This is a genomic window from Roseobacter sp. HKCCA0434 (assembly GCF_032464675.1).
Classification (GTDB): domain Bacteria; phylum Pseudomonadota; class Alphaproteobacteria; order Rhodobacterales; family Rhodobacteraceae; genus Pontivivens.
The window spans coordinates 1-23,322 of sequence record NZ_JAWDKL010000019.1; the positions used below are offsets into that span (position 1 = coordinate 1).

A 23,322-nucleotide genomic window follows, 5' to 3' on the forward strand; every position below is an offset into this window, starting at 1 on the left:
TGATCGGTGAATTTCCGGCGCTTCGCCATTCTCGTATCCCTTCAAAGGTTCGGGACACACCCTAGCCAAATGTCCGATTTTCTAGGACCACTTCACCGCGGCGAGTTACCTCGGCTTCGTTCACAGCGTGGCTGCACGGGTAAGGGTCCGCAGTTTGTCAACATAGTCTAGATGACCTAGGCGTTCAGAGCGGCTCGAACGCGCCCACCGACAGCCCCGTCAGGCGGTAGCGGCTGAGATCTCGCGCAAAGGTCAGGTCGAAACTCACATGGCGCGGCTGCAACGGGAAATAGCCGGTCAGGCGCAGCGCTTGGGTTCCGTCCGCCGCTTCGATATTCAGGATCACCGGATCGACGACCATCGTCTGCAACAGGTCTAGACGCTCGGCTCGCAACTGCACGAACATCGCGGCGAGCCGCGTGGGATCGTTGGCATCCGCGAACGCGTCCGCCGCCGCGTCGCGCAGTACGGTGTAGTTGCCAGTCCAGTTGCCGTGATTGACCAGCGCCATCGTGTCCCGGATCAGCGCCACGGCGTAGCTGCGCTCGATCTCCGGCGCGGGCTGCGTTTGCGCCTTCGCCATTGGTGGACACAGAAGAAGGGGCGCCGCGAACAGCAGCGCCCCCCAGAAGCGGAACAGGTCCCGGCTCACCATGCGTAGGTGACACCGATGCTGCCGCCGACATTATTGCGACCGGTGCCGTAGGCCAGTCCGGCTCCAAGCTGGACGTTCGGCCCGATCTTGTAGCCCATCGAGACTGCGGCTGCGGACGATCCCTCGAAATGACCCAGGCTGCCGGAGATGGCGAAGGTGCTGCCCGCGGGCACCGCCGGCGCACCACCCATGGCCATCGCCATCGCGACGCCCTCTTCGTTATCGGCGATATCGCCGCGCAGGCCCGCGAATTGCTGCCCGAAATCGGCCAGGGCCGCGCCCGCATTCGCATCGACCGCGATATTGCCTGCGGCATCCGAGGTCAGCACGCCGACCGAAGGTCCCTGCGCAGCGAGGCTCGCGGCGGAGGTCACGCCGGGCATCGTGTAGGTGTTGGCGGCATTGCCGAGCGTGAACTGATTGGCCGCCGTCGCCATCGCCCCGTCGCCGATGGCGACCGAGTTGGTGCCCGAGGCCATCGCGAGGTTGCCGAAAGAGAGCGACCGCTCACCCGAAGCGACCGCGCCTTCACCTACGGCAGCCGACCGCACGCCGGTCGCCTGCGCCAAGTGACCGAAGGCCTGTGCCCGCTCCGCCGTCGCCGCCGACTGCCAGCCGACTGCCGTGGCACCCGGGTTCATTGCCATCGACTCGCCGCCGAGCGCGGTGGTCGAGGGCCCGTTCGCCGAGGCCGCGTCGCCGATGGCGAGCGCATCCAGCCCATCGGCCGTGGCAAGATTGCCGATCGCTGTCGACTGATCGCTCGACGCGACAGCACCTTCGCCCACGGCGAGGGATCGTACGCCCTGCGCCTGAGCGAGGTGGCCGAAGGCCTGCGCCCGTTCCGCGGTCGCCATGCTTTGCCAGCCGATAGCGGTCGAGCCTGGACCGTTGGTCACCGACTCACCGCCGACGCTGGTCGTCGAAGGACCCGTTGCCGAGGCCGCATCGCCGATGGCGAGCGCATCCAGCCCGTCCGCCGTTGCGAGGTTGCCGATGGCGGTGGACTGATCGCTCGACGCGATCGCGCCTTCGCCGACCGCGAGGGATCGTACGCCTTGCGCCTGTGCGAGGTGGCCGAAGGCCTGCGCGCGTTCGGCGGTGGCCATGCTCTGCCAGCCGATGGCCGTCGAGCCCGGACCGTTCGTCACCGACTCGCCGCCGACGCTCGTGGTCGACGGCCCGGTGGCCGAGGCCGCATCCCCGATGGCGAGCGCATCCTCGCCGTCCGCCGCGGCGAGGTTGCCGATGGCCGAGGACTGGTCACTCGATGCGACAGCGCCCTCTCCAACGGCCAACGAACGCACGCCCTGCGCCTGCGCGAGATGCCCGAAGGCCTGAGCCCGCTCCGCCGTCGCCATCGACTGCCAGCCGATGGCCGTGGCACCGGGGCCGTTGGTCACCGCCTCGCCGCCGATGCTGGTGGTGGACGGGCCCTGCGCTGAGGCCGCATCGCCCATGGCGAGCGCATCCTCGCCATCCGCGATCGCCTCGTTGCCGATCGCCGTCGATTGGTCGCTGACCGCATCCGCATTCTCACCGATGGCGAGCGAGCGGATGCCCTGCGCCGTGGCGAGGTGGCCGAAGGCCTGCGCCCGCTCTGCAGTCGCCATCGATTGCCAGCCGATCGCGGTCGCGCCCGGCCCGTTGGTCACTGTTTCTCCACCGACGCTGGTGGTCGAGGGGCCTGTCGCGGATGCCGACTCGCCGATGGCGATCCCGTCGGTGGCGCCGGCCGCGACCGACGCGCTGTCGCCGACGGCGACCGAGAAATCGCCGGTCGCAGTTGCGCCATCGCCCACAGCGATGGCCGAATCGCCCGTCGCGGTCGTGTTGACACCGCATTCGGTCGAATTGGCACCGGCACCGACATTGCATTCCGGCGAGCCGTCGGCCAAGGCGGCGCTGGACAAGGCGAGGAAGGCGGAAGCCGTCGCGGTGGTGAGTTTCAGACGTCCGCGTCTTCGCGCGAGCAGGGTCAGCTTGGACATGGGGGGCACTCTCTGTTGGTAAACAGGATGACTAGGCGTTTATCTGCCTCGCCAAGCAAGGAAAAACTGAAAAGCATACGCCAATAAATGGCAATTCCATCAATATGTTAAATTGAGTTTACGCAATGCAGCGCAACCTCAGGGCGATTGGTTGGCCGGCGCGCAACAAAGAGCAGGTCTGGGCCGCGCGCTGTCGAGGGCGAACCGCTGGCTCCGATCCTCGCGATGATGTGGCGGATGCAGGGCACCGCTGTCGGCAATGAGCGGACGTCGGACGTTGCCGCAGCATCGGTCAAAATGGGCTCATTTCAGCCGTTCATTGCTGGATGCAATTCGGACGGCCAAGTTGAACTACCACCGGTGGCCGCCCAACCTACTATGGCTTCGGAGCTGTCGTGCCGCAATGAGATGAGGATGCACATAGAGTCTGGGGCGAAAGCTTCCTGGTGCAGCTTGAGTGCGTCTTCTGTGGTATTATCCTGCCCCGACACTGGGTCGCCGGGAGGGCAGGAGGGTGGATTGTAAAGGATCCGCCATGTCTGTTCCGAACCTGCCAGCCGTCCGCCAGAACGGCCCTGCCTGGAACAAGGGTTGAGGTGCTCCCCGGAAATTGGGCACTGACGGAAGCTACGATCTGAGGTCATCTGGTCTTCGAGAAGGAGACGGCAGAGATGGCGAAGAGGAAACGACACGCGGCCGCGTTCAAGGCGAAGGTGGCGCTGGAGGCGTTGAAGGGCGAGCAGACGGTTGCTGAGCTGGCGGCTCGGTTCGAGGTGCATCCGACGCTGATCCATCAGTGGAAGAAGGCACTGCTCGAAGGGGCATCGGGCGTGTTCGAGAAGGGGGCGGCGAGCAAGGCGCCGGAAGTGGACGCCGAGACCGTGAAGGAGTTGCACGCGAAGATTGGGGAGCTTGCCGTCGCGAACGATTTTTTGTCCAGAAAGCTCAAGCCCTGGGGCGGGACGTGAGGCGGGGCATGGTCGAGAAGGATCACCCAAGACTGTCCATCGGCACGCAATGCCGGCTTCTGTCGATCCCGCGATCGACGTTCTACCACCGCCCAGCGGGCGAGACGGCCGAGAACCTCGCACTGATGCAAATCATCGACCGGCAGTTCATGGAGGCGCCGTTCTACGGGGTGCGCCAAATGACCTGGCACCTTCGGAACGACGGCCATGCGGTGAACCCGAAGCGGGTGCGGCGCCTGATGCGGCTCATGGGCCTCATGCCGATCTACCGCAAGCCGAACACCAGCCGGCCGGCCAAGGGGCAAAGGCCGTTCCCCTACTTGCTCCGGGGCCTGACGATCGACCGCCCAAACCAGGTCTGGTGCGCGGATATCACCTACCTGCCGATGCGGCGGGGCTTTCTCTACCTCGTGGCGATCATGGACTGGCATAGTCGGCGCGTGCTGTCGTGGCGGCTGTCGAACACGCTGGAGGCAGAGTTCTGCGCCGACGCCCTGGAGGAGGCCATCGCGCGCTTCGGCCCGCCCGAGATCATGAACACGGACCAGGGATCGCAGTTCACGGCTTTCGCCTGGACCGACCCGCTGCGGAAGGCGGGAATCCGTATCTCCATGGACGGCAAGGGCCGGTTCCTGGACAACATCTTCATCGAACGGCTCTGGCGCTCGGTGAAGTACGAGTGTGTCTACCTGCATGCCTGGGAAACCGGCTCCGAGGCCCGCGCCGGCCTGCGAAGCTGGTTTACCTTCTACAACCACCGGCGGCCCCATGCCGCCCTCGACGGACGGCCGCCGGGAGTAATCTACCGCGCCGGTACGACAATCACGCAACCCGACCAGGAGGCCCGGAGAGTAGCTTAGAGACCGCCAGACCCTGTCCAAGGATCGGGGAGCACCTCAGATACAAGTTTCCGAACGAGCCGCCGAGCTTGGCCGATCAAAGCGTTTCAGCAGCAGCGGCAGCGCTGCTTGAGGCCTCGGAAACACGACGCGCGGAAAGGGCAGGGCGTCGAGAATGGTAATTCGAGCACCAAAAAGGAAGGTTTGCTCGACTCTCGACATTTGAGAAGTGGCGGACCGAGGAGGATTCGAACCCCCGACCCCCTGATTCGTAGTCAGGTACTCTATCCAGCTGAGCTATCGGTCCGCGTGAGCCGCTACCTATCTTTCGCGATCGGGGTTTGCAAGGGCGAAATATCGGGTTTCGGCACGAGCCTGAGATCGCGCATCGGAAGATGGATGTGGAAGGTCGTTCCCGCCGTCGAGGTCTCGTGCAATTCCAGTCTGCCGCCATGCATTGCGACGAGTTCCGCCGCGATGGCGAGACCCAATCCGGAGCCGCCGCGTCGATGGCTGCCCTGAAACGGCTTGAAGAGGTGTTCGATCGCCTTGGTCGGCAGTCCGGGTCCCGTATCGCTGACGATGATGCGGCACTCTGCCTCGTGGGTGGAGCACGAAATGCTGATCGTCGCATCGCTCTGATGTTCCATCGCCTGGCGCGCATTGCGGACCAGGTTGAGAAGCACGCGGTAGAGCTGTTCGGGGTCCGCCTCGATCCGGGCGCCGCGCGCGACCTCGTTCCTGAAACGGCATCCTTCGTCGGCGCGTGACAGGAGTTCCGCACCGAAGACGTCCTCCACGAGGCGATGCAGGTCGATGATCCGCGGTACGGGTTTCGCCTCTTCCGCCCGGCCGAAACTCAACGTGCTCTCGCACAGGTTTACCGCACGCCCGAGCGAGCCGATCAGCTTGGGTGCCGTCCTCTTGACCGCCGGATCGGCGGAGCTTTCCAGACGATCCGCCATCAAGGTCGCCGTCGTCAGCATGTTGCGCAGGTCGTGGCTGATCTTCGCGACGGCCTCGCCCAGCGCCGCCAGCCGGTCCTTCTGCTTGAGCGCACTGACCAGCTGCGTCTGCATCAGCGCCATCGCTTCCTCGGCGGATCGGAACTCGCGAAGGGACGAGCGTGGCTGGATGATCCGATCGGGGTTCTGGAAATCCTCGCGGAACGCGGTGATCTGGCCGACCATCTGCTGGATCGGACGACCGATGAACCGGTTGGCGGCAATCAGCAGAAGGGCGGCCGTGATGACTGAAATCAGCAAGGACAGCCCCAGAACCCGGACGCCGTAGCTCATCACCGCGCTGCGCAGAGGCGTCTCGGGCAGGGTGATTTCGATCGCGGTCCCGCCGCCCTGCACCGGAAGACCGATCACGCGGATCATCCGGTCGCCGCCCGTCACGATCAGAGCCATCGCATCCGCGATCAGCGAAAACGCCGTCGCATCCCGCAAATCGAATGTCTCGCCGATCTGCGCGGTCATCGGCGATGTGAGGACGAGCTCGCGCATGAAATCGCGGCGCAGCACGATATTCGTAACACCTGCGTTCGACAGCAATTCCTCTTCCAATTCGGGGGCGATGATGTCGTTCGGGGTCGCGAGAATGGACAGGGAGGCGATCTGCGCCCGTTCCAGTCGTTCCTGCAGGTAATCCGCACGGAACCGCGCGACGGTCGGCACGAAGATCAGGATCTCGGCCAGCATGACGAAGATGATCGTCAGCGCGATGACTCGACCGGAAAGGGAATTGAACATGCGGCACCGTCCGCGCCAATGCGGTTTGAGCGCAATATAGCGGTCATTACTCCGAAACGCCAAGCCGCGCTCGTGAGTTACAACATGGCCCGGTCGCCGGGGAGGCGACCGAGCTGTCTTTTTCGGTTGGAATCAGGTCAGGCGGGCGAACCTCGTCAGGTGCTCATCCTCGTCACCCATGATCTGCGCGATCATCACCAGGCGCTTGGCGACATGCGCCAGGTCGTATTCCCAGGTCATCGCGATACCGCCGTGAAGCTGGATCGTCTCCTCGGCGATCTTCCGGCCGGTCTCGGATGCCGTGAACTTCGCGGCGGCGGCGTAGCGGGAGGCCCGATCCCCGCCGAGGTGCTGTCCGGCATTGATGACGGACGAACGGGTCTGCTCGATCTCGGTCACCATGTCGACGACCCGGTGCTGGAGCGCCTGGAACTTCGACAGCGGCACCCCGAACTGCTTGCGCGTCTTGAGGTAGTCGACGGTCGCATCCTTGCATCGCTCCATCTGGCCGAGCGCCTCCGCCGACAGGGCAAGCAGACAGGTGTCGAGCACCGTGTCGAGCGAGGTATCGAGCGCCGTTGCGGGTGCCCCGTCGAAGGTAACGTCGCCACCGCGCCCGCCATCCATCAGCGGATAGCCGGTCACCTCCGCATCGCTCGCCTCCACGGCGAAGAGGCCGGGCCCGTCCGGACCTTGAGCGGAGACCACGAAGATGTCGGCGGCCTCGGCCAGAGGGACCGCCACCTTGCGCCCCGTGAGCTTGCCGTCCTCGACCCTGCTGCGCATCCGGTCGACGGCGAAGGGGGCGGCGGCCTCGGAATGGGCGAGGGCCGGGATCAGCGTCCCCGCGATCACCTCCTCCCGCTGTTCGGCGGGCAGGGCCCGACCCGCAAGGGCGCCGTGGAAGGGTTCGACCACCAGCGCTTGGCCCAGCCGTTCGAAGATCAGCGCGATATCGTGGCCGTGGCCCGCGAAACCGCCGTCCTCCTCGGTGAAGAGCGCCCCGATCAGGCCGAGCTCGGCCATCTCGGACCACAGCTCGCGCGACCAGCCCTCGTCGGAACCCGCGATCTTCATGCGGGTCTCGTGGTCGTAGCGGTCGCGCAGGAAGCGATCGGCAGTATCCGCCAGCATCCGGCGGTCGTCGGTCGGTGTGAAATCCATCTGTCTGCCCCTCAGAATCCCAGCATCGCTTTGGAGACGATGTTCTTCTGGATCTCGTTCGATCCGCCGAAGATCGACAGCTTGCGGTTGTTGAGATAATCCTTCGCGGCCCAAGCCGCGCCCTCCGGCCCGATCTGCGGGCCGTTATAGCCCTCGTCCAGCGCCTCGGAGACGAAGGGCTGCGCCTGTGGGCCCATCGCCCGCATGAACAGCGCGTTGATCTCCTGCCGGATTTCTGTCCCCTTGATCTTCAAGAGCGAGCTTTCTGCCCCCGGCGCGCCGCCACCCGCCGCGGCTGCGAGGACGCGCAGGTTCGTGGTCTTCATGTTCTCGAGCGCGATCTCGACCCGCGCCATTCGCGCTGCGAACAGCGGATCGTCCGCCTTGTGACTGTCACCGAGCGCCGCCTTCAGCTCCGCCAGCGCGGCGGTGGAGAAGCCGACGCCCGCGATGCCCGTCCGCTCGTAGGTCAGCAGGTATTTCGCGATGGTCCAGCCCTGGTTCTCCTGCCCGACGAGGTTCTCGGCTGGCACCTTCACATCCGTGAACCAGACCTCGTTAACCTCGTGATCCCCGTCGAGCAGATGGATCGGGCGCACCTCGACGCCGGGCGTGTCCATGTCGATCAGCAGGAACGAGATCCCCTCCTGCGGCTTGCCGTCCTTCGCCGTGCGCACCAGGCAGAAGATCCAGTCCGCATGCTGGCCCAGCGTCGTCCAGGTCTTCTGCCCGTTGACGATGTAGTGGTCGCCCTCTTTCACCGCCGTGGTCTTGAGCGAGGCGAGGTCCGATCCCGCGCCCGGCTCCGAATAGCCCTGACACCACCAGTCGGTGCCGTCGAGGATACGTGGCAGGTAATGCGCCTTCTGCTCCTCCGAGCCGAACTTCAGCAACACGGGGCCCAGCATGTTGACGCCGAACGGCACGATGCGCGGCGCGTGCGCGCGCGCCATCTCGTCCTCGAAGATGAACTTCTCGACCGCCCCCCAGCCGGGTCCGCCATGCTCGACCGGCCAGTGGTTCGCCAGCCAGCCCTTCTCGTTCAGCTTGGCGTGCCAGCCTTCCATGTCCTCTTTGGTCAGGTGCTTGGACGTGCGCACCTTCTCCGCCAGTCGCGGCTCCAGGTTCGCATCGAGCCAGTCGCGCACTTCCTGACGGAAGGCCTCCTGTTCGGGGGTGAAGTTCAGGTCCATCCTATCCTCCCTCAGTGCACTTCGATCAGGCCGGCGGCACCCTGGCCGCCCCCGATGCACATGGTGACGACGCACCATTTGGCATTGCGGCGTTTCGCCTCGCGGATCACGTGGCCGACTTGGCGCGCGCCAGTCATGCCGAACGGATGCCCGATGGCGATGGAGCCGCCATTGACGTTCAGCCTGTCGTAATCGATGCCGAGCGTGTCGGCGGAATAGAGCACTTGGCTCGCGAACGCCTCGTTCAACTCCCACAGGTCGATATCGTCGACCTTCATGCCCGCCCGCTCCAGCAGGCGCGGCACGGCGTAGATCGGGCCGATGCCCATTTCGTCGGGTTCGCAGCCAGCGACGGAGAAGCCGCGGAAGGTGGCCAGTGCCTCGGCCCCCGCCGCCTTCGCCGCCTCGGCCTCCATCAGCATGACGCCCGCCGCCCCGTCGGAGAGCTGTGAAGCGTTGCCCGCGGTGATGAACGCATCCTCGCCCCGCACGGGCGTCAGGCTCGCGAGCCCTTCCAGCGTGGTGTTCGGGCGATTGCAGGTATCGCGGTCGACGGTCACGGCTCGTTCGCTGATCTCGCCCGTCTCGCGGTCCTGCACGGCCATGACGGTTTCGAAGGACATGATCTCGTCCGCGAACTTGCCTGCCTCGACCGCTGCGGCATAGCGCTTTTGCGAGCGCAGCCCGTACTCGTCCTGCCGCTCCCGGCTGACGCCGTAGCGGCGGGCGACGATGTCGGCCGTGTCGATCATCGGCAGGTAGATGTCGGGGCGATGCTCGGCCAGCCAGGGATCCTGCTTCAGGTCGCCGCTCCGGGCGTCCATATGGCTGATCATCTCGATGCCACCGGCCATCACCGCCTTGGCACCTTCGTTGACGATGCTGTTCGCGGCCATCGCGACGGCCTGCAGGCCGGAGGAGCAAAAGCGGTTGACCGTCGCCCCCGCGACCGTCACCGGCAAACCGGCGCGGATCACGATCTGGCGCGCGATGTTGCCGCCCGTGGCCCCCGAGGGGTGCGCGCAGCCGATGATGCAATCCTCGATCATCGCCGCGTCGATCCCCGCGCGCTTCGCCGTCTCGGCGATCACGGCGCCGCCCAGCGTGGCGCCATGCGTGCGGTTGAGCTCCCCCCGCCCGGCCTTGGTCATGCCGGAGCGGGCGGATGATACGATGACGGCTTCGCGCATGGCGGCCTCCCCAAATTCGTCGTTTTGAAGGGAGCCTAGCCCCATTCGCCTGCCGGGCGCCACTGACGTCGCGTCGGAGCCGCACATCTTGAGCGGAGGATCGCCGATCCCCATATTGCGAAGGGAGAGGGTCGCCGATTGCCGGGGCCCGACCGCATTGTCGCTTGAAAGACGAGGACATCGCAGATGACACGACACACGCTGGGATCGCATCCCTTCCTGCTGGGCTTCGAGGAGCTCGACCGTCTGGTCGAGCGGACGGCCAAGTCCGGCGAGGGCTACCCCCCCTACAATATCGAACAGGTGGGCGACGGCGCCTATCGCATCACGCTCGCCGTCGCGGGCTTCGCCGAGGAGGATCTGGCCATCACGCTGGAAGACCGGCAGCTGCTGGTTCGCGGTCGGCAGGCCGAGACGTCAGATGACCGGGTGTTCCTGCACCGCGGGATCGCCGCGCGGCAATTCAGCCGCTCCTTCGTGCTGGCCGATGGGGTCGAGGTGACCGGCGCGGGCCTCGAACACGGCCTGTTGAACATCTCGCTCGAACGAAAGTCGCCTCAGCGCGTTGTTCAGACAATCGAAATCGGCAAGGCATGATGGAGGAGAGCAGGATGACCGAGGCCCAGCACACGCGTCCCGAGGCGCTCGAGGACCGCACCGTCTACGTGCGTGAAGTCATGACCGCGGACCTGCCGCAGGACGTGCAGGATCAGACCGATCTCGAACGGCTCTACGCGATCCACTCGCAAAATGGTGAGCGAATTGCGTTGGTTGCGGATCGCAAGACGGCGTTCATCGTGGCCCGCCAGAACGAGATGGCGCCGGTTTCGGTGCACTGATCGACCCATGGCGTGACGCCGACCGACATGGAAAAAAAGGGCGATAGTATATTTGACAAACCCGCCCCATAGGAACAGGCTCGGACTCCGCAAGAGAGGAGATTCGAGAATGCCTTACGTCAATTCGTCCGCGATCAGTCAGATAGAATGGAGCGGAGGAACGCTCTCGATCTGGTTCCGCACAAGCGGACGCTACGACTACTACGGGGTTCCCGAGAGCGTCTATCACGCCTTTCTGGCCGCTGGTTCCAAGGGCACGTTCTTCAACGATCACATTCGGGATCGCTATTAGTCTCGATTAATTAAGACCCACGCGGGGCCGCGAACCGTTTTGGTGATGGTGTCGTCTGGCCCACGAAAGATAGCGTTTACACCTTCACGCTTGATAAGCTCGTCGTTGAGGTCGCGGGTTAGGGTATGTGCAAGCTGCACTGGCGGCGTAATGTCATTCATCGGGCGACTCCTCTCCCTTGTTCGGCTTCTGCTTTGCCAGTTTGCCCAGCTTCTCGTTGAAGCGCGTCTCGTCGTCGTCCGTCTCTAGCTCGCGGGCGGCTTCTTTGAAGCGGTCAAGTTGGGTCTTTTTCTTCGTCGCCATCGTTGCGTTCCTCAAAGAGCGGCCCCAATGGCTTGCCTTCCGTTGGCTTGCATATCTTCATAGGCTTGCCATCCGATCCAGTGATCTTGCTATCGAGGTCTAATATCTTTCCGTCGAATGTGTGTAGCTCCGAGACTGCGGCCCTTTGTGCAGAAGCTAAATGTATTGCATCTGGCGGCTTCAAGTTGACCAATCCGCTCGCTTGCATTGCTTGTGCCCGGCGACCTATAGCCATATCAACCGGCACGATCAGGATGTAGGACTTTTCAAAGAACGAGGGGAGGTTGTCGAGCGGGCTATCCTTAACTTCCGGGTTCTTGCAGACCTCTGCCAATGTGAAAGCTGAAGTAGCGATCTCCACTTTCTTGTCCTGTGCCAACCGGAGCACCTCGGAACACATAGCAAATCGGTTTTCCGGTGCACCGCTAGCAGTTTCGATGGATTTCTCTTGGTTGATGTAAGCAATCCAAGCGCATGCATCCCAGTAGACCCTGATGAGCTTAGCCATCTTGACGCAACGCCTCCAAATAGGCACTGGATTCGATGCCACCCGTGAATCCGGGAGATACTATAGAATCAGCATCGGCCAGCTCGACATCAGCCTCAAAGACATGCACACCCTCGACCTCGATGTAAGCAATTTGCTCCAAAGACTTGTAGTGAAGTATACCGTGGACCCTTACTCGCTTGCCCTTTAGCACTTCTATAACTTCGAAGTGACCTATCCGATCCAGTCCGCCGTCACTGGCTTCGCACTTCACTAACTGGCCATCAAGCCGGGAGCGCAGCCACACGATGGGTCGCTCAAATCCATCAAGCTCTACCTTTGCGACGAAGCCTTCTAAGGATCCAATTTCGCGATGCGTATTGGGCGGAGGAGACCGGAGTTCTTCGATACGGGTGATGGAGCTTTTTGCATTATTTCGGGTTACCTCAAGATTCGGGGCCGCATCGTAGGCAGAAAAATCTACATTCGTTTCGGCCAGTCCATTCGTAACTCTCGCGTAAACCCTCTCTGCTCGATCAATCACCTGATCGGAGAAATACATTGGCCGTCCGCCAGTCGTGGCAATTTGCTCAAAGCCTTTTGCCGTGGCAGTGACTACTTCTATGGCCCGCCGGTCAATATTCATGGCGTGCGTTTTCGGGTAGGGAGTCACCTCGAAGGTAATCGGAGAATTTTTTGTCGCGTCGGTTACTCGCCAGACAATTTCTTCTTTCCCATCGTCCGCAACGGCGCTTTCGACGCTATGAAGGACGGCCACAAAATCCTGAATCTGAGCCAATAGGTCTTCGACCGTTGGCGCATCATCACCCCGGCTGTCGGCCCCGCGAACTATGATCTTGATCGGTTTTGCCAACTGCTGCGCCTCCGGCGCAGATTCTACGCGCCCAACGAGTCCCGGTAAAGGAGCCTTTTGCCGGTCGCGGCGGACAGTGCCGCGCAAGCCCTTTCCGTATCGTTTACACCGTTGGCGGCGCGATTGTTGTAGCGGAACTCAAACTCCGCAGCATAGCGGTGCAGGTGCTTCTTCGCGCAGTGCTGGTAAGTGCCCTTCATGCCGCGCTTGAAGATGCTGAAATAGCCCTCAACCGTGTTCGTGTGGACCTCTCCGCGCACATACTCACCGGAGCCGTGGCGGGTGAAGTCGTGGCCCGCGAAGTCATTTGCGAGGCGCTTATACTGTGCCGCTTCGTCCGTGTAGACGACAGCCTCCGCCGCGATGTTCTCGCGCAGGATCGGCAGGAGCGTGGAGGTCTTGAGGTCGTCCACGACGATATTCTTGGTGCGGCCCGTGTTGCGGTCCAGCAGCGTCAGCAGCTTGTGTTTGTGGGCGTAGCCACGGCCCTTCTTCGTATGCTTCGGCTTGATGGTACGGTCGTTGCCGATGAACGTTTCGTCCACTTCCACGGTGCCGCCGCCAGCACCGAAATCGACGCTGTTGTCATTGCGCATGGCCTCGCGGATGCGGTGAGCCATGAACCACGCAGACTTGTGAGTAATCTCTAGAACACGGTGAAGCTGGTGCGCGCTGATGCCCTTCTTGCTGGACACCATCAGGTGGATCGCCTGGAGCCACTTGAACATTTCGATATGGCTGTCCTCGAAGATGGTGCCCTTGCGGACGGTGAACTGACCACGGCAATCGCGGCACTTCCACAGGCCGTGGCGCACCTTGCCCTCGGGATGCTTCTTGCTCGCCTTCGTGCGAACGCCCTCAAGGCGATAGGCGCGATCCACGACACCGCAATGCGGGCAAACCGGACCATCCGCCCAGATGATGCTCTCGATGTGCGCAAAGGCGGCGGCTTCGTCGTGCATGTAGGGCTTGGACAGGATGGACATGGCTTGGGTTCCTCAACTCTATGATAGAAATATAGGAATCCCGTTTGGGTTTGTCAAATATACAAACGCCAAAAAAAGGCCCGGTGCGCAGGATGCGCCGGGCCTTCGTTTTGTCTGAAAAACCGTGTCTGCGATGCGTATGGCATGCGTATGGAAAGCGTATGGCAGGTTGTCGGCGATCGCGGGCGGGTGAGGGGGCGGTTTCGCGTGCGGAACCGGCCCCTCCGTCCTTTGCCCCGGGCAGCCTGCCTTGCAGGCGCCTCAGGCGGCCAGCAGGCCCATGCTTTCGAGTTTGAGGATGACCTGGTGGGCGCAGAAGTCGACGTCGAGCCCTTCGGTGTCGACGACCAGTTCGGCATTGGTCGGGGCCTCGTAGGGGTCGGAGATGCCGGTGAACTCCTGGATCTTGCCCTCGCGCGCCAGCTTGTAGAGGCCCTTGCGGTCGCGCCGCTCGCATTCCTCCAGGCTGGTCGCGACATGCACCTCGACGAAGGCGCCGAAGGCCTCGATCTCCTCGCGCACGGCGCGGCGGGTCGCGGTATAGGGCGCGATCGGCGCGCAGATCGCGATGCCGCCATTCTTGGTGATCTCGCTCGCGACATAGCCGATGCGGCGGATGTTGAGATCCCGGTGCTCCTTGGAGAAGCCCAGCTCCGAGCTGAGATTCTTGCGCACGATATCCCCGTCGAGCAGCGTGACGGGGCGGCCGCCCATCTCCATCAGCTTGACCATCACCGCATTGGCGATCGTCGACTTGCCCGAGCCCGAGAGCCCGGTCAGGAACACGGTGAAGCCCTGTTTCGAGCGCGGCGGCTTGGTGCGGCGCAGCTCCTCCACCACCTCGGGAAAGGAGAACCATTCGGGGATCTCCAGACCCTCCTGCAGGCGGCGGCGCAGCTCGGTGCCGGAGATGTTGAGCACGCTCGCGCCCTCGGGCACCTCGTCGACGGGCATGTATTCGGCCCGGTCCTCGACCCAGACCATGTGCTTGAAGTCGACCATCTCGATGCCGATCTCGGCGGCGTGCGCCTCGAACAGCTCCTGCGCGTCGTAGGGGCCGTAGAAATCCTCGCCCTTCGAGTTCTTGCCCGGCCCCGCGTGATCGCGCCCGACGATGAAATGCGTGCAGCCGTGGTTGCGGCGGATCAGGCCGTGCCAGACCGCCTCGCGCGGGCCCGCCATGCGCATGGCGAGGTTCAGCAGGCTCAGATGCGTGGTGGCGGCGGGGTACTTGTCGAGCACCGCCTCGTAGCAGCGCACGCGGGTGAAATGGTCGATATCGCCCGGCTTGGTCATGCCCACGACCGGATGGATCAGAAGGTTGGCCTGCGCCTCCTTCGCCGCGCGGAAGGTCAGTTCCTGATGCGCGCGGTGCAGGGGATTGCGGGTCTGGAAGGCGACGATGCGCCGCCAGCCCATCTTGCGGAAATAGGCGCGCAGCTCGTTGGGGCTCTCGCGCCGGGCGCGGTAGTCGTAATGCACCGGCTGCTGGATGCCGGTGATCGGCCCGCCCAGATAGACGGGGCCCGCGACGTTGTGCAGGTAGTTGACCGCCGGATGCGCCACGTCGTCGGCGCCGAACACCTTTTCCGCTTCGCGCGCCTTGTCCGGGCTCCACTTGTCGGTGACGCTGAGGATGGCGAGGATCACGCCCTCGGGGTCGCGCAGGGCGATATCCTGCCCCTCCTCGACCTGGCTCGCGAACTTCTCGGACACGTCGAGCGTGACCGGCATCGGCCAGAGCGACCCGTCCGCGAGGCGCATCTCCTCGACCACGCGGTCGTAATCCTCGCGCCCCAGAAAGCCGCGCAACGGGTTGAAGCCACCGTTCATCAACAGCTCCAGGTCGCAGACCTGGCGCGCGGTCAGGTCCCAGGAGGGCAGCTCCCCCGCCTCCACGCGCAGCTTCGCCGCACTGTCATGGGACACGTAAAGCTCGGGGATCGGGGCATGGGGCTGGTGCATGGCAAGGGACTCGCTCGTCAAGGATCGCGTTCGGGGGGAGGGCGGAACGGGCCTCGACCCGTGCCGCCGCAGCGAAGGGTCGCCTATTCGCGCCAGAGATCGGTGATCCACTGGGTTGGGCGCACGTGCTTGTAGAGCTTCTTGTAGCCCTTTGCCGGCCACACACCGATCGCGGCCTCGTCCGGGTCGGGCTTGCCGGTGAAGGCGACGACGCGGGCCGTCTCGGGCAGCGGCACGTCGCGCACGAAGTTCAGGGGCCAGCGCGGGATCAGGCTGTGCTTGAACGAGACGCACCAGTCCTCGGGCCAGAAGGCCATCGAGGAGATGTTGGACGAGATATAGGTCTGGGAGTTGGGATAGGCGTCGCTGACGCCCTCGGGATCGGCCATCAGCCGCTCGTAGACATCGTGATGCGCGCCGACCCGGAAGCGGTAGACGGAGGTGTTGCCGATCCGCTTGTCGGGCTGGGTCCAGTTGCGGATGACGACGTAGCTTTCCTCGGGCGCGTGGTCGAAGAAGCCGTCGATCGAGCCGGTGATGACCAGATCGAGATCCATGAAGAGCAGGTCGCCTTCGAGGCCGAGATCGCGGTTCCACAACGCGATCTTGCGCCAGCCCTTCATCGCGTGACGCTCGGGCAGGGTGACGTGGGGCAGGGGGCGGCACTCGACCGCGGAGTCGATGCCGTCGGGATTGTCGGTAAAGCAGATCAGCCGGGTGTCGCGCGCCGTGTTGCGGCGGATCATGCCCCAGAGGCGGTTGGTGTAGTCCGCACCGTAGCGCGGACCCCATTTCATGCAGATGACCGTCTGCCGGTCGCCCGCGCTCATTCCGCGGCCTCGACCTTTGCGCCGTAGCCCAGGGGTTCGGAGACGTGCTCGCCCTCCTGCTCGGCCAGGAAGCGTTCGGCCTCGAGCGCGGCCATGCAGCCCATGCCTGCGGAGGTGACGGCTTGGCGGTAGATGTGATCGGTCAGGTCGCCCGCGGCGAAGACGCCGGGGATGGAGGTCGCGGTCGAATCGGGTTTCGTCTTCACGTAGCCGCCCATGTGGGTTTCCAGCTTGTCCGCCACCAGCTCGGAGGCGGGCGCGTGGCCGATGGCGATAAAGACGCCGGCGCAGGGGATCTCGCGCGTCTCGCCCGAGCGGACGTCCTTCACGCGCACGCCGGTCACACCGAGCGGCTGCTCGTCGCCCAGCACCTCGTCGATCTGGTGGAACCAGAGCGGTTCGATCTTGGGATTGCGGGCAAGGCGGTCCTGCAGGATCTTCTCCGCGCGCAGCTCGTCGCGGCGGTGGATCAGCGTGACCTTGGAGGCGAAGTTGGTGAGGAACAGGGCCTCCTCCACGGCGGTGTTGCCGCCGCCCACCACGACGATCTCCTTGCCGCGGTAGAAGAAGCCGTCGCAGGTCGCGCAGGCGGAGACGCCGAAGCCCTTGAACTTCTCCTCGCTTTCGAGGCCCAGCCATTTGGCCTGAGCGCCGGTGGCGAGGATCAGCGCGTCCGCCGTATAGGTGGTGCCGCTGTCGGCATGGGCCTTGAAGGGACGGCTGTCGAGATCGAGCGAAGTGATGTAGTCGCTGACGATCTCGGTGCCCATCGCCTTGGCGTGCGCCTCCATGTTCACCATCAGGTCGGGGCCCTGGATCTCGGTCTCGCCCGGCCAGTTCTCGACCTCGGTGGTCGTGGTCAGCTGGCCGCCGGGCTGGATGCCCTGGACGAGGATCGGCTCGAGCATGGCGCGTGCGCCGTAGACGCCGGCGGTGTAGCCCGCGGGGCCGGAGCCGACGATCAGCAGGCGGGTATGGCGGGTCTGGGACATGGGGCACGCTCCTCCTCTTTCGGGCGTCAGATATAGGCGAGCGGGGCCGTGCGATAAAGTGCGGATGCGCGGCGTGCAGGCCGGGCTTGCGTATTTGACGGGGAAGATGAAGGGGGCTCAGCGCGCGGTCAGATCGCGCACGAGGGGGGCCACGCGGTCGGCCTCGCGCAGGGGCGGATAGGTCCAGTGATCGGGGCCGTGGGCGGCGTCGCGGGTGATGCCGCGCGCGGCGAGGGCGGCATGGAAGGCGGCGAACTTGCTGTCGGAGGCGCTCTTGCCCGAGACGAAGACGGGCTTGCCGGTGGCCGCGGCCTCGCTGGCCATGTTGACGCTGTCGGCGGTCACGAGGATGGCCTCGGCATGGGAGAGCCAGCCGGGATAGGGGTTGGGCGGCGCGCCGTTCCAGGCGATCATCCGCGGAAAGCGGGCGGTGAGGCGGTCCATCAGCCCTTCGGGCGTGCGACGGGAGGGGGTGGCGGCCAGCGTCCAGCCTTCGGCCGCGAACCCGTCGAGATCCTCGATCAGGCGCGCCTCCCCGGACGGGCCGAAATCGGCGCTGCGCGACGGACCGCCGATCAGCACGGCGAGCGTGCGGGGCGGCAGGGGGGCGATGTTGCGCGCGGCCTCGGCGATCCTGCCGGGGGTCAGCGCGTTGAGCGCGCCGAGCGTGGTGACCACGTTGTCGCCCAGCAGCCGGTCATGGTCCGGGACGACGACCGCATCGTAATGGGACAGTGGCAGGGGCGGGCGCAGGATGGCCACGGATTTCGCGCCCGCGCGGCGGGCCGCGGCGGCCACGAGGTTGCCGCGCCGGCCCGCGCCGATCACGAGATCCGCCTGCGGCACGTCCATGAGATGCGGCAGCCGCGCGCGCAGGGCGAGAGTGGGCCAGAGCGGCTTGACGTTCACGTCATGACGTTGGATATCCGCCTCTTCGCGTCGTGCGATGGCCTCGGCCAGGCCTTCGGCCTGCACCCGGTTCGCCGGGCGGCCGTCGGTGACGATGGCGATGCGGAGTCTGCCTTGTGACATTTGTTGCGCAATCCTGAAATATTATTGCGGTTCTCGGGTGCGGCTTGTAACGTGCCGCCGCAAGAGCGCCGCCGCGCGCATGATGAGTAAAGATCCCAATGCCCAGCATCAAGCTCGACCCGATCGACCGCAAGATCCTCGCCGAATTACAGGCCGACGGACGGATGACCAACGTGGAACTGAGCCGCCGGGTCGGCATCTCGGCCCCGCCCTGCCTGCGCCGCGTGCGCGCGTTGGAGGAGACGGGCTACATCACGGATTACCACGCGCGGGTGAACGCACGCGAGCTCGGCTTCGAGGTGCAGGTCTTCGCGATGGTGTCCTTGCGCAGCCAGGCGGAGAAGGACCTGAGCGCCTTCGAGCAGGCCTGCCGCGACTGGCCGCTGGTGCGCGAGTGTCACATGCTCAACGGCGAGATCGACTTCATCCTCAAATGCGTGGCGCCGGATCTGTCGAGCTTCCAATCCTTCCTGACCGAGGAGCTGACGGCGGCGGAGAACGTGGCGAGCGTCAAGACCTCGCTGGTCATCCGCAACGCCAAGAACGAGCCGGGCGTGCCGTTCGACGTGCTCGAAGCGCGGGTGGCCGAAGGCGCGCTCTAGTTCCTGCGCTGCAAGACGATGGCGCGGATGCCCGGTTGCTGGATCAGCGCCTCGGCGGAGTAGAAGGCGAGGCCGTCCGCATCGCGGCGCGATATGGTGCCGACACCGGGGCGGGCGAGCGTCGCGACGCGGAACAGCGCCACCTGCGTGCCGCCCGGTTCGCGCACGTCCCAATCCATGTAGAGCGTCGGGCGACCTGCATCCTCGCCGCGCCCGGCGCGGCCGGTCATGTTGAGGATCAGCTCGCGACCGCTCATACGGGTCAGTTCGAAGGGCGGGCCGATGAGGCGGGCGGTCTCGGCCGCGACGGTGTCGGCGAAGGCCTCTCCCTGCGTGGCGTCGACGCGGATGAAGACGGCGACATCCTCGGCCAGCAGCGCGCGGCGCGGGCCGGTGGCGGGGGCGGCCGTGCAGGCGGCCAGCAGCAGCAGGGCGGCGAGCGCGCGGATCATCCGACGTCGAGCTCGAGGGGCAGGCGGCTGAGCGGCTCTGCCCCCTCGGCGGTGGTGAGGGACGTGCGGCCCAGCGTCATGGCGGTGCCGGTGTCGCTGTCCATCAGGATCATGTGCAGGAAGAAGGCCATGTCGGGCCCGATCACGGTGTCGGCCCCGGCGTGGAACATCTGCGGCTCCATCCAGCTGGGCGCGTAGCGGGCGCCTTGGGCGTAGCCGCAGGCGTTGAGTCGGTGGGCGGAGAGGCCGTGCCGGTCGAGCGTGTCGGCATGGGCTGCGAAGACGTCGCGCATCCGCGCGCCGGGGGTCAGGGCGGCCTCGCAGGCCAGCAGCGCCTCGCGCGCGGCATCGTGGAGTTGGCGGTGTCGGTCCGTGGGTGGGCCGATGATGACGGTGCGCATCGCGGCGGCGTGGTAGTTGCGCCAGACCCCGGCCCATTCAAGCGTGAGCTGATCCTGTGGGTCGAGCCTGCGCCGCCCGGTGGCGCTGCGGCACAGGAGCGCGCGCTCGCCCGAGCCGATGACCACCGGATTGGCGGGGAAATCGCCGCCGCCCGCGAAGATGGCGCCTTGCAGGGCGGCGAGGATCTCGCCTTCGTCCGCGCCGGGCGCGATCAGGGGCAGGGCGGCCTCGTAGCCCTTATCGGTCAGCTCGCCCGCGCGGCGCAGGCAGGCGATCTCGGCCGGGGATTTGGTGAGGCGGAGGGTGGGGACGAGGTCGCTCGCCTCCACCAGGTCGGGCAGGGCGGCGAAGAGGCGCATCCCGTTTGCGGCGGTCAGGCCGTGGGTCTCGGTCTCGACGCCGATGCGGCCAGCGATCCCGAGCTCGCGCAGCCAGTCGGACAGCATCGCCGCGGGGTCGTCGCGCCCGTCGGTCCAGATGCGGATGTCCTCGATGTCGGAGGTGAGTTGCGCCTGCCGCAGGTCGGCGGAGCGGGTGAGGAGGTGGGCCTTGCCGTTCGCGTAGATCAGGCACTGGAAGAAGCAGAAACCGAACGTGTCGAAGCCCGTCAGCCAGTAGTGGCTGTCGGGGGCGAACATAAGGAGCGCGTCGAGGCCACGGTCGGTCATTGCCTCGTCGAGGCGGGCGCGGCGGGCAGCATGTTCGGCGGCGTCGAAGGTCACAGGCGGATGCTCGCGATCAGGCGGCCGTAATCGGCCTCCTTCAGGTGGGTCGAGCGGCGGTAGGAGAAGAAGCGGTCGGGCTCGGCATAGGTGCAGTGACCTGTCCATTCCGCCTCCACCCCCGCGTCGCGCAGGCGGGTCAGGGCGTAGGAGGGCAGGTCGAACTGGACGTGGTCGGCATCGCGCCCGCCCGCGAAGAAGCGGCTGTTCGCGTCGTCCTCGGCGAGCAGATTGTCCATGAAGTCGAGACCGACCTCGTAATTGCGCTGGCTGATGGTCGGGCCGATGACGGCGCGGATGGCGTCGCGTTTCGCGCCGAGTGCCTCCATCGCCTCGATGGTCGCCTCCAGCACGCCGCCGACGGCCCCTTTCCAGCCGGAATGCGCGGCACCGATCACGCCTGCGTCGGGATCGGCGAACAGGACTGGCGCGCAATCGGCGGTCAGGATGCCCAGCGCGAGGCCGGGGCGGTCCGTGACCATCGCATCGGCGCGGGGACGCTCCGCCGGGACCTCGTGCACGGTCACGACGTCGGGGGAGTGGACCTGATGCAGCGAGATCAGCGAGGCGGGCGTGACGCCCATCGCCTCTGCCACGCGGCCACGGTTGATGCGCACGGCCTCTGCCTGATCGGAGGAGCCGGGGCCGCAGTTGAGCCCGGCGAAGATGCCCGAGGACGCGCCGCCGCGCCGGGTGAAGAAGCCGTGCCGCACGGGCGCGAGCAGGTCCGAGGCGAGGATTTCCAGTGTCATGCGCGTGCGTCCCCCGGTCCGAAATTGCGGAAGCCGGGAAGCGGCGCGCCCGTGGCGGCCAGTCCCAGCACCTTGAAGAGCGTTCCCATTTCATCCGGATGCGTCAACCGTCGATGCGCGGCGACGACGCCGGGGTCGCGGGCGACCAGCGCCTGCGCGCGGGCGGTGATGCCGAGCAGTTCAAGGAAGGCACCCTGATCCTCGATCCCGCAGGGCAGACTTGCGGCGCGGGCGAGATGGGAGAAATTGACATGCGCGGTGAGGTCGGCCTCGCCCGGCGTGGCGAGCGGATCGACGGGGCGCTGGGCCTTGAGCGCCTGGAGCGTGTCGCCGGTCCCGTCCCACGCGCCGTAGTCGAGGATCAGCGCGGCACCGCCGATGCGCAGGCGGCGGGTGATCTCCTCCATGATCGGGCTGGCAGCGGGGCACCATTCGACGAGCGTGTCCTCCGCCACCGGCCCGAACAGCGCGTCGAGGACCGGCTGGGGTGCGGGGCGCGAGAGGGCGAAGGCCAGTCCGTCGCCGGAGGACGTCACGCAGCGTTCGGCCCAGCCTTCGCCCCGCCGCAGGAACTGGCGGATCGGCAGGGCGTCGAAGAATTCGTTGGCGAGGAGCAGCAGCGGGCCGTCGGGCACGTCAGCGAGGCTTGCGTGCCAGTGGATCTCGTGACCCGCGAGCGTCTCGCGCTGCAGGGTCCGCAGGGTCGGGCTGGTCTCGACGAGGTGAATGTCGATCGCCTCGTGGAAGCCCGGCACGCGTGCGGTCGCGCGCAGGATGTCGGCCATCAGGGTGCCGCGGCCCGGTCCCAGCTCGACCAGCCGGGCGGGGCCGCCGCCACGATCGAGCCAGGCCTGCGCGAGGGCGAGGCCGATCATCTCGCCGAAGATCTGGTGCACCTCGGGCGCGGTGGTGAAATCGCCTGCCGCGCCGAAGGGATCGCGGGTGATGTAGTAGCCGTGCTCGGGGTGTTGCAGGCAGGTCTGCATGTACTCCGCCACGCTGATCGGCCCCGCCGCCGCGATCTGGCGGCGCAGATGCGGCATCAGGGCGGTCATGCGGGACGGCGGCGCAGCGCCCAGAGGATCAGCGCCAGCCCGACGACGATCATCGGCAGGGACAGGATCTGCCCCATGCTCAGCCCCGCCCAAGCGCTGTCGCCGAAGCGGATCACCTGCCCGAACGGGTTGTCGGGGCCGATATATTGCGCGTCGCCCTGCCGGAAGAACTCCACGATGAAGCGCGACAGGCCGTAGCCCGCGAAGAAGATGCCCGTGGCGAGGCCGGGGCGGCGCAGCCCCTTCCACACCCAGACGAGCGCGAGCAGGATGCCGAAGAGGACGACGCCTTCGAGGAAGGCCTCGTAGAGTTGCGAGGGATGGCGCAGGCAGACCTGATCGGCCGGGACGCCGAAACAGTCCTGCGCGCGCTGCCCGGGAAAGGCGACGCCCCAGGGCACGTCCGTCGGGCGACCCCAGAGCTCGCCGTTGATGAAGTTGGCGACGCGGCCCAGGAACAGGCCGATCGGAGTGACCACGGCGGCGAGGTCCGCGAGCGACATCAGCGGCACGTTGTGGCGGCGGGTCCACAGCACCATCGCGATGCAGACGCCGAGGAAGCCGCCGTGGAAGCTCATCCCGCCGTCCCAGACCTGCACGATTTCCAGCGGGTTCTGCAGGTAGTAGCCGGGACGGTAGAACAGGACATAGCCCAGCCGCCCGCCCGCGATGATGCCGAGGATCAGCCAGGTGATGAAATCCTCGATCTGCTTGGGTGTGGCGGGGGCACCCTGCGGACCGAACAGGTGGTCGCGCCGCGCGATGCGGGCGGCCAGCCACCAGCCGCCGACGATGCCCACGATATAGGCAAGCGCATACCAGCGCAGGGCGAGAGGCCCGATCTGCAGGGCGACGGGGTCGATCTCGGGAAAGGGCATGGGCGTCTCCGGCTGCGATGCGCCCTGTTTGCCCACGGCGTGCGGGGCGGGTCAAGCGCCTGACTTGCCCTTTGCACGCGTGCTCACCATATCAGTGACATA

Annotated in this window: 25 protein-coding genes and 1 tRNA gene; 5 read left to right on the forward strand and 21 right to left on the reverse strand. The window is 65.7% G+C overall.

Annotation, left to right across the window (positions count from 1 at the left end; all coding sequences use genetic code 11):
- Positions 1-184: 184 nt before the first annotated feature.
- Both RX333_RS12120 and RX333_RS12125 read right to left on the reverse strand, forming a co-directional pair.
- Complete coding sequence (locus RX333_RS12120; RefSeq protein ID WP_316015209.1) at positions 185-583, reverse strand: hypothetical protein; 399 nt, start codon at positions 581-583, stop codon at positions 185-187.
- 65 nt (positions 584-648) lie between these two features.
- Positions 649-2,646, reverse strand: coding sequence for a YadA-like family protein (locus RX333_RS12125; RefSeq protein ID WP_316015210.1), 1,998 nt, complete (start codon positions 2,644-2,646; stop codon positions 649-651).
- A gap of 671 nt (positions 2,647-3,317) precedes the next feature.
- On the opposite strand from RX333_RS12125, the gene RX333_RS12130 reads away from it, so the two are divergent.
- Positions 3,318-4,474, forward strand: a protein-coding gene (locus RX333_RS12130; protein ID WP_410056073.1) for an IS3 family transposase whose coding sequence is annotated in 2 segments (ribosomal slippage) — positions 3,318-3,597 and positions 3,597-4,474 — 1,158 coding nt in all. Because the reading frame shifts where the segments join, the coding sequence is not laid out codon by codon here.
- 209 nt (positions 4,475-4,683) lie between these two features.
- On the opposite strand, the gene RX333_RS12135 is transcribed toward RX333_RS12130, so the two are convergent.
- The 5 genes from RX333_RS12135 to RX333_RS12155 all read right to left on the reverse strand — a co-directional run bounded on the left by RX333_RS12135 (position 4,684) and on the right by RX333_RS12155 (position 9,757).
- A tRNA-Arg gene (locus tag RX333_RS12135) sits at positions 4,684-4,760 on the reverse strand.
- Positions 4,761-4,770: 10 nt separating this feature from the next.
- Positions 4,771-6,210 (reverse strand): HAMP domain-containing sensor histidine kinase, encoded by a 1,440-nt coding sequence (locus RX333_RS12140; protein ID WP_316015212.1) that lies wholly within the window; start codon positions 6,208-6,210, stop codon positions 4,771-4,773.
- A 132-nt stretch (positions 6,211-6,342) separates the two neighbouring features.
- Complete coding sequence (locus RX333_RS12145) at positions 6,343-7,374, reverse strand: acyl-CoA dehydrogenase (RefSeq protein WP_316015213.1); 1,032 nt, start codon at positions 7,372-7,374, stop codon at positions 6,343-6,345.
- An 11-nt stretch (positions 7,375-7,385) separates the two neighbouring features.
- A complete protein-coding gene (locus RX333_RS12150) occupies positions 7,386-8,567 on the reverse strand; it encodes an acyl-CoA dehydrogenase family protein (RefSeq protein ID WP_316015214.1) in 1,182 nt (393 codons plus the stop codon).
- A gap of 11 nt (positions 8,568-8,578) precedes the next feature.
- Positions 8,579-9,757, reverse strand: coding sequence for an acetyl-CoA C-acyltransferase (locus tag RX333_RS12155; RefSeq protein ID WP_316015215.1), 1,179 nt, complete (start codon positions 9,755-9,757; stop codon positions 8,579-8,581).
- A gap of 186 nt (positions 9,758-9,943) precedes the next feature.
- Between RX333_RS12155 and RX333_RS12160 the strand changes: the two genes are divergently transcribed.
- The 3 genes from RX333_RS12160 to RX333_RS12170 all read left to right on the forward strand — a co-directional run bounded on the left by RX333_RS12160 (position 9,944) and on the right by RX333_RS12170 (position 10,888).
- Positions 9,944-10,354, forward strand: a complete 411-nt coding sequence (locus RX333_RS12160) for an Hsp20 family protein (protein WP_316015216.1) — start codon at positions 9,944-9,946, stop codon at positions 10,352-10,354.
- A gap of 14 nt (positions 10,355-10,368) precedes the next feature.
- Complete coding sequence (locus tag RX333_RS12165) at positions 10,369-10,596, forward strand: DUF1150 family protein (protein WP_316015217.1); 228 nt, start codon at positions 10,369-10,371, stop codon at positions 10,594-10,596.
- Between the two features lie 109 nt (positions 10,597-10,705).
- A complete protein-coding gene (locus tag RX333_RS12170) occupies positions 10,706-10,888 on the forward strand; it encodes a KTSC domain-containing protein (protein ID WP_316015218.1) in 183 nt (60 codons plus the stop codon).
- On the opposite strand, the gene RX333_RS17245 is transcribed toward RX333_RS12170, so the two are convergent.
- From RX333_RS17245 to RX333_RS12210, 9 genes are all read right to left on the reverse strand, one after another.
- Positions 10,885-11,049: a BC1881 family protein gene (locus RX333_RS17245; RefSeq protein ID WP_410056074.1), complete on the reverse strand. Its 165-nt coding sequence runs from the start codon at positions 11,047-11,049 to the stop codon at positions 10,885-10,887. The genes RX333_RS12170 and RX333_RS17245 overlap by 4 nt on opposite strands.
- The gene (locus RX333_RS12175) at positions 11,042-11,191 is read right to left on the reverse strand and encodes a hypothetical protein (RefSeq protein ID WP_316015219.1); all 150 of its coding nucleotides are present in this window, start codon (positions 11,189-11,191) and stop codon (positions 11,042-11,044) included. Before RX333_RS12175 ends, RX333_RS17245 begins: the two co-directional genes overlap by 8 nt.
- Positions 11,163-11,699, reverse strand: coding sequence for a type II toxin-antitoxin system VapC family toxin (locus RX333_RS12180; protein WP_316015220.1), 537 nt, complete (start codon positions 11,697-11,699; stop codon positions 11,163-11,165). The genes RX333_RS12175 and RX333_RS12180 overlap by 29 nt, the downstream gene beginning before the upstream one ends.
- A complete protein-coding gene (locus RX333_RS12185; protein ID WP_316015221.1) occupies positions 11,692-12,552 on the reverse strand; it encodes a hypothetical protein in 861 nt (286 codons plus the stop codon). Before RX333_RS12185 ends, RX333_RS12180 begins: the two co-directional genes overlap by 8 nt.
- A 23-nt stretch (positions 12,553-12,575) precedes the next feature.
- Positions 12,576-13,538: an IS1595 family transposase gene (locus tag RX333_RS12190; protein ID WP_316015222.1), complete on the reverse strand. Its 963-nt coding sequence runs from the start codon at positions 13,536-13,538 to the stop codon at positions 12,576-12,578.
- Between the two features lie 261 nt (positions 13,539-13,799).
- Complete coding sequence (locus RX333_RS12195) at positions 13,800-15,503, reverse strand: bifunctional sulfate adenylyltransferase/adenylylsulfate kinase (RefSeq protein WP_316015223.1); 1,704 nt, start codon at positions 15,501-15,503, stop codon at positions 13,800-13,802.
- An 83-nt stretch (positions 15,504-15,586) separates the two neighbouring features.
- Complete coding sequence (locus RX333_RS12200) at positions 15,587-16,333, reverse strand: hypothetical protein (protein WP_316015224.1); 747 nt, start codon at positions 16,331-16,333, stop codon at positions 15,587-15,589.
- On the reverse strand, positions 16,330-17,325 hold the full coding sequence (gene trxB / locus RX333_RS12205; protein WP_316015225.1) for a thioredoxin-disulfide reductase: 996 nt from the start codon (positions 17,323-17,325) through the stop codon (positions 16,330-16,332). Before trxB ends, RX333_RS12200 begins: the two co-directional genes overlap by 4 nt.
- A 117-nt stretch (positions 17,326-17,442) precedes the next feature.
- Positions 17,443-18,357, reverse strand: coding sequence for a mitochondrial fission ELM1 family protein (locus RX333_RS12210; protein ID WP_316015226.1), 915 nt, complete (start codon positions 18,355-18,357; stop codon positions 17,443-17,445).
- A gap of 98 nt (positions 18,358-18,455) precedes the next feature.
- Here RX333_RS12210 and RX333_RS12215 point away from each other — a divergent pair, with 98 nt between their 5' ends.
- Positions 18,456-18,959 carry an Lrp/AsnC family transcriptional regulator gene (locus tag RX333_RS12215; protein WP_316015227.1) on the forward strand — a complete coding sequence of 168 codons (504 nt, stop codon included), beginning with the start codon at positions 18,456-18,458 and terminating at the stop codon, positions 18,957-18,959.
- Here the strand turns inward: RX333_RS12215 and RX333_RS12220 are convergent.
- Genes RX333_RS12220 through lgt form a run of 5 tightly spaced genes read right to left on the reverse strand, consistent with a single transcriptional unit; the run spans position 18,956 to position 23,220 of the window.
- A complete protein-coding gene (locus RX333_RS12220; protein WP_316015228.1) occupies positions 18,956-19,411 on the reverse strand; it encodes a hypothetical protein in 456 nt (151 codons plus the stop codon). The two genes, RX333_RS12215 and RX333_RS12220, sit on opposite strands and share 4 nt — an antisense overlap.
- On the reverse strand, positions 19,408-20,535 hold the full coding sequence (locus RX333_RS12225; protein WP_316015229.1) for a Xaa-Pro peptidase family protein: 1,128 nt from the start codon (positions 20,533-20,535) through the stop codon (positions 19,408-19,410). The genes RX333_RS12220 and RX333_RS12225 overlap by 4 nt, the downstream gene beginning before the upstream one ends.
- Positions 20,532-21,287 carry a peptidoglycan editing factor PgeF gene (pgeF, locus tag RX333_RS12230; RefSeq protein WP_316015230.1) on the reverse strand — a complete coding sequence of 252 codons (756 nt, stop codon included), beginning with the start codon at positions 21,285-21,287 and terminating at the stop codon, positions 20,532-20,534. Before pgeF ends, RX333_RS12225 begins: the two co-directional genes overlap by 4 nt.
- Positions 21,284-22,342: a class I SAM-dependent methyltransferase gene (locus RX333_RS12235; RefSeq protein WP_316015231.1), complete on the reverse strand. Its 1,059-nt coding sequence runs from the start codon at positions 22,340-22,342 to the stop codon at positions 21,284-21,286. The genes pgeF and RX333_RS12235 overlap by 4 nt, the downstream gene beginning before the upstream one ends.
- On the reverse strand, positions 22,339-23,220 hold the full coding sequence (gene lgt, locus RX333_RS12240) for a prolipoprotein diacylglyceryl transferase (RefSeq protein ID WP_316015232.1): 882 nt from the start codon (positions 23,218-23,220) through the stop codon (positions 22,339-22,341). The genes RX333_RS12235 and lgt overlap by 4 nt, the downstream gene beginning before the upstream one ends.
- Between the last annotated feature and the right edge of the window lie 102 nt (positions 23,221-23,322).

Bases quoted from the DNA above. Each gene is read 5' to 3' on its own strand.
- lgt (WP_316015232.1), bottom strand. From the start codon at position 23,220: ATGCCCTTTCCCGAGATCGACCCCGTCGCCCTGCAGATCGGGCCTCTC.
- trxB (WP_316015225.1), bottom strand. From the start codon at position 17,325: ATGTCCCAGACCCGCCATACCCGCCTGCTGATCGTCGGCTCCGGCCCC.
- RX333_RS12235 (WP_316015231.1), bottom strand. From the start codon at position 22,342: ATGACCGCCCTGATGCCGCATCTGCGCCGCCAGATCGCGGCGGCGGGG.
- RX333_RS12200 (WP_316015224.1), bottom strand. From the start codon at position 16,333: ATGAGCGCGGGCGACCGGCAGACGGTCATCTGCATGAAATGGGGTCCG.
- RX333_RS12215 (WP_316015227.1), top strand. From the start codon at position 18,456: ATGCCCAGCATCAAGCTCGACCCGATCGACCGCAAGATCCTCGCCGAA.
- RX333_RS12180 (WP_316015220.1), bottom strand. From the start codon at position 11,699: ATGGCTAAGCTCATCAGGGTCTACTGGGATGCATGCGCTTGGATTGCT.
- RX333_RS12165 (WP_316015217.1), top strand. From the start codon at position 10,369: ATGACCGAGGCCCAGCACACGCGTCCCGAGGCGCTCGAGGACCGCACC.
- RX333_RS12120 (WP_316015209.1), bottom strand. From the start codon at position 583: ATGGCGAAGGCGCAAACGCAGCCCGCGCCGGAGATCGAGCGCAGCTAC.
- RX333_RS12195 (WP_316015223.1), bottom strand. From the start codon at position 15,503: ATGCACCAGCCCCATGCCCCGATCCCCGAGCTTTACGTGTCCCATGAC.
- RX333_RS12155 (WP_316015215.1), bottom strand. From the start codon at position 9,757: ATGCGCGAAGCCGTCATCGTATCATCCGCCCGCTCCGGCATGACCAAG.
- RX333_RS12190 (WP_316015222.1), bottom strand. From the start codon at position 13,538: ATGTCCATCCTGTCCAAGCCCTACATGCACGACGAAGCCGCCGCCTTT.
- RX333_RS12170 (WP_316015218.1), top strand. From the start codon at position 10,706: ATGCCTTACGTCAATTCGTCCGCGATCAGTCAGATAGAATGGAGCGGA.
- RX333_RS12125 (WP_316015210.1), bottom strand. From the start codon at position 2,646: ATGTCCAAGCTGACCCTGCTCGCGCGAAGACGCGGACGTCTGAAACTC.
- RX333_RS12210 (WP_316015226.1), bottom strand. From the start codon at position 18,357: ATGTCACAAGGCAGACTCCGCATCGCCATCGTCACCGACGGCCGCCCG.
- RX333_RS12220 (WP_316015228.1), bottom strand. From the start codon at position 19,411: ATGATCCGCGCGCTCGCCGCCCTGCTGCTGCTGGCCGCCTGCACGGCC.
- pgeF (WP_316015230.1), bottom strand. From the start codon at position 21,287: ATGACACTGGAAATCCTCGCCTCGGACCTGCTCGCGCCCGTGCGGCAC.
- RX333_RS17245 (WP_410056074.1), bottom strand. From the start codon at position 11,049: ATGAATGACATTACGCCGCCAGTGCAGCTTGCACATACCCTAACCCGC.
- RX333_RS12150 (WP_316015214.1), bottom strand. From the start codon at position 8,567: ATGGACCTGAACTTCACCCCCGAACAGGAGGCCTTCCGTCAGGAAGTG.
- RX333_RS12160 (WP_316015216.1), top strand. From the start codon at position 9,944: ATGACACGACACACGCTGGGATCGCATCCCTTCCTGCTGGGCTTCGAG.
- RX333_RS12145 (WP_316015213.1), bottom strand. From the start codon at position 7,374: ATGGATTTCACACCGACCGACGACCGCCGGATGCTGGCGGATACTGCC.
- RX333_RS12140 (WP_316015212.1), bottom strand. From the start codon at position 6,210: ATGTTCAATTCCCTTTCCGGTCGAGTCATCGCGCTGACGATCATCTTC.
- RX333_RS12175 (WP_316015219.1), bottom strand. From the start codon at position 11,191: ATGGCGACGAAGAAAAAGACCCAACTTGACCGCTTCAAAGAAGCCGCC.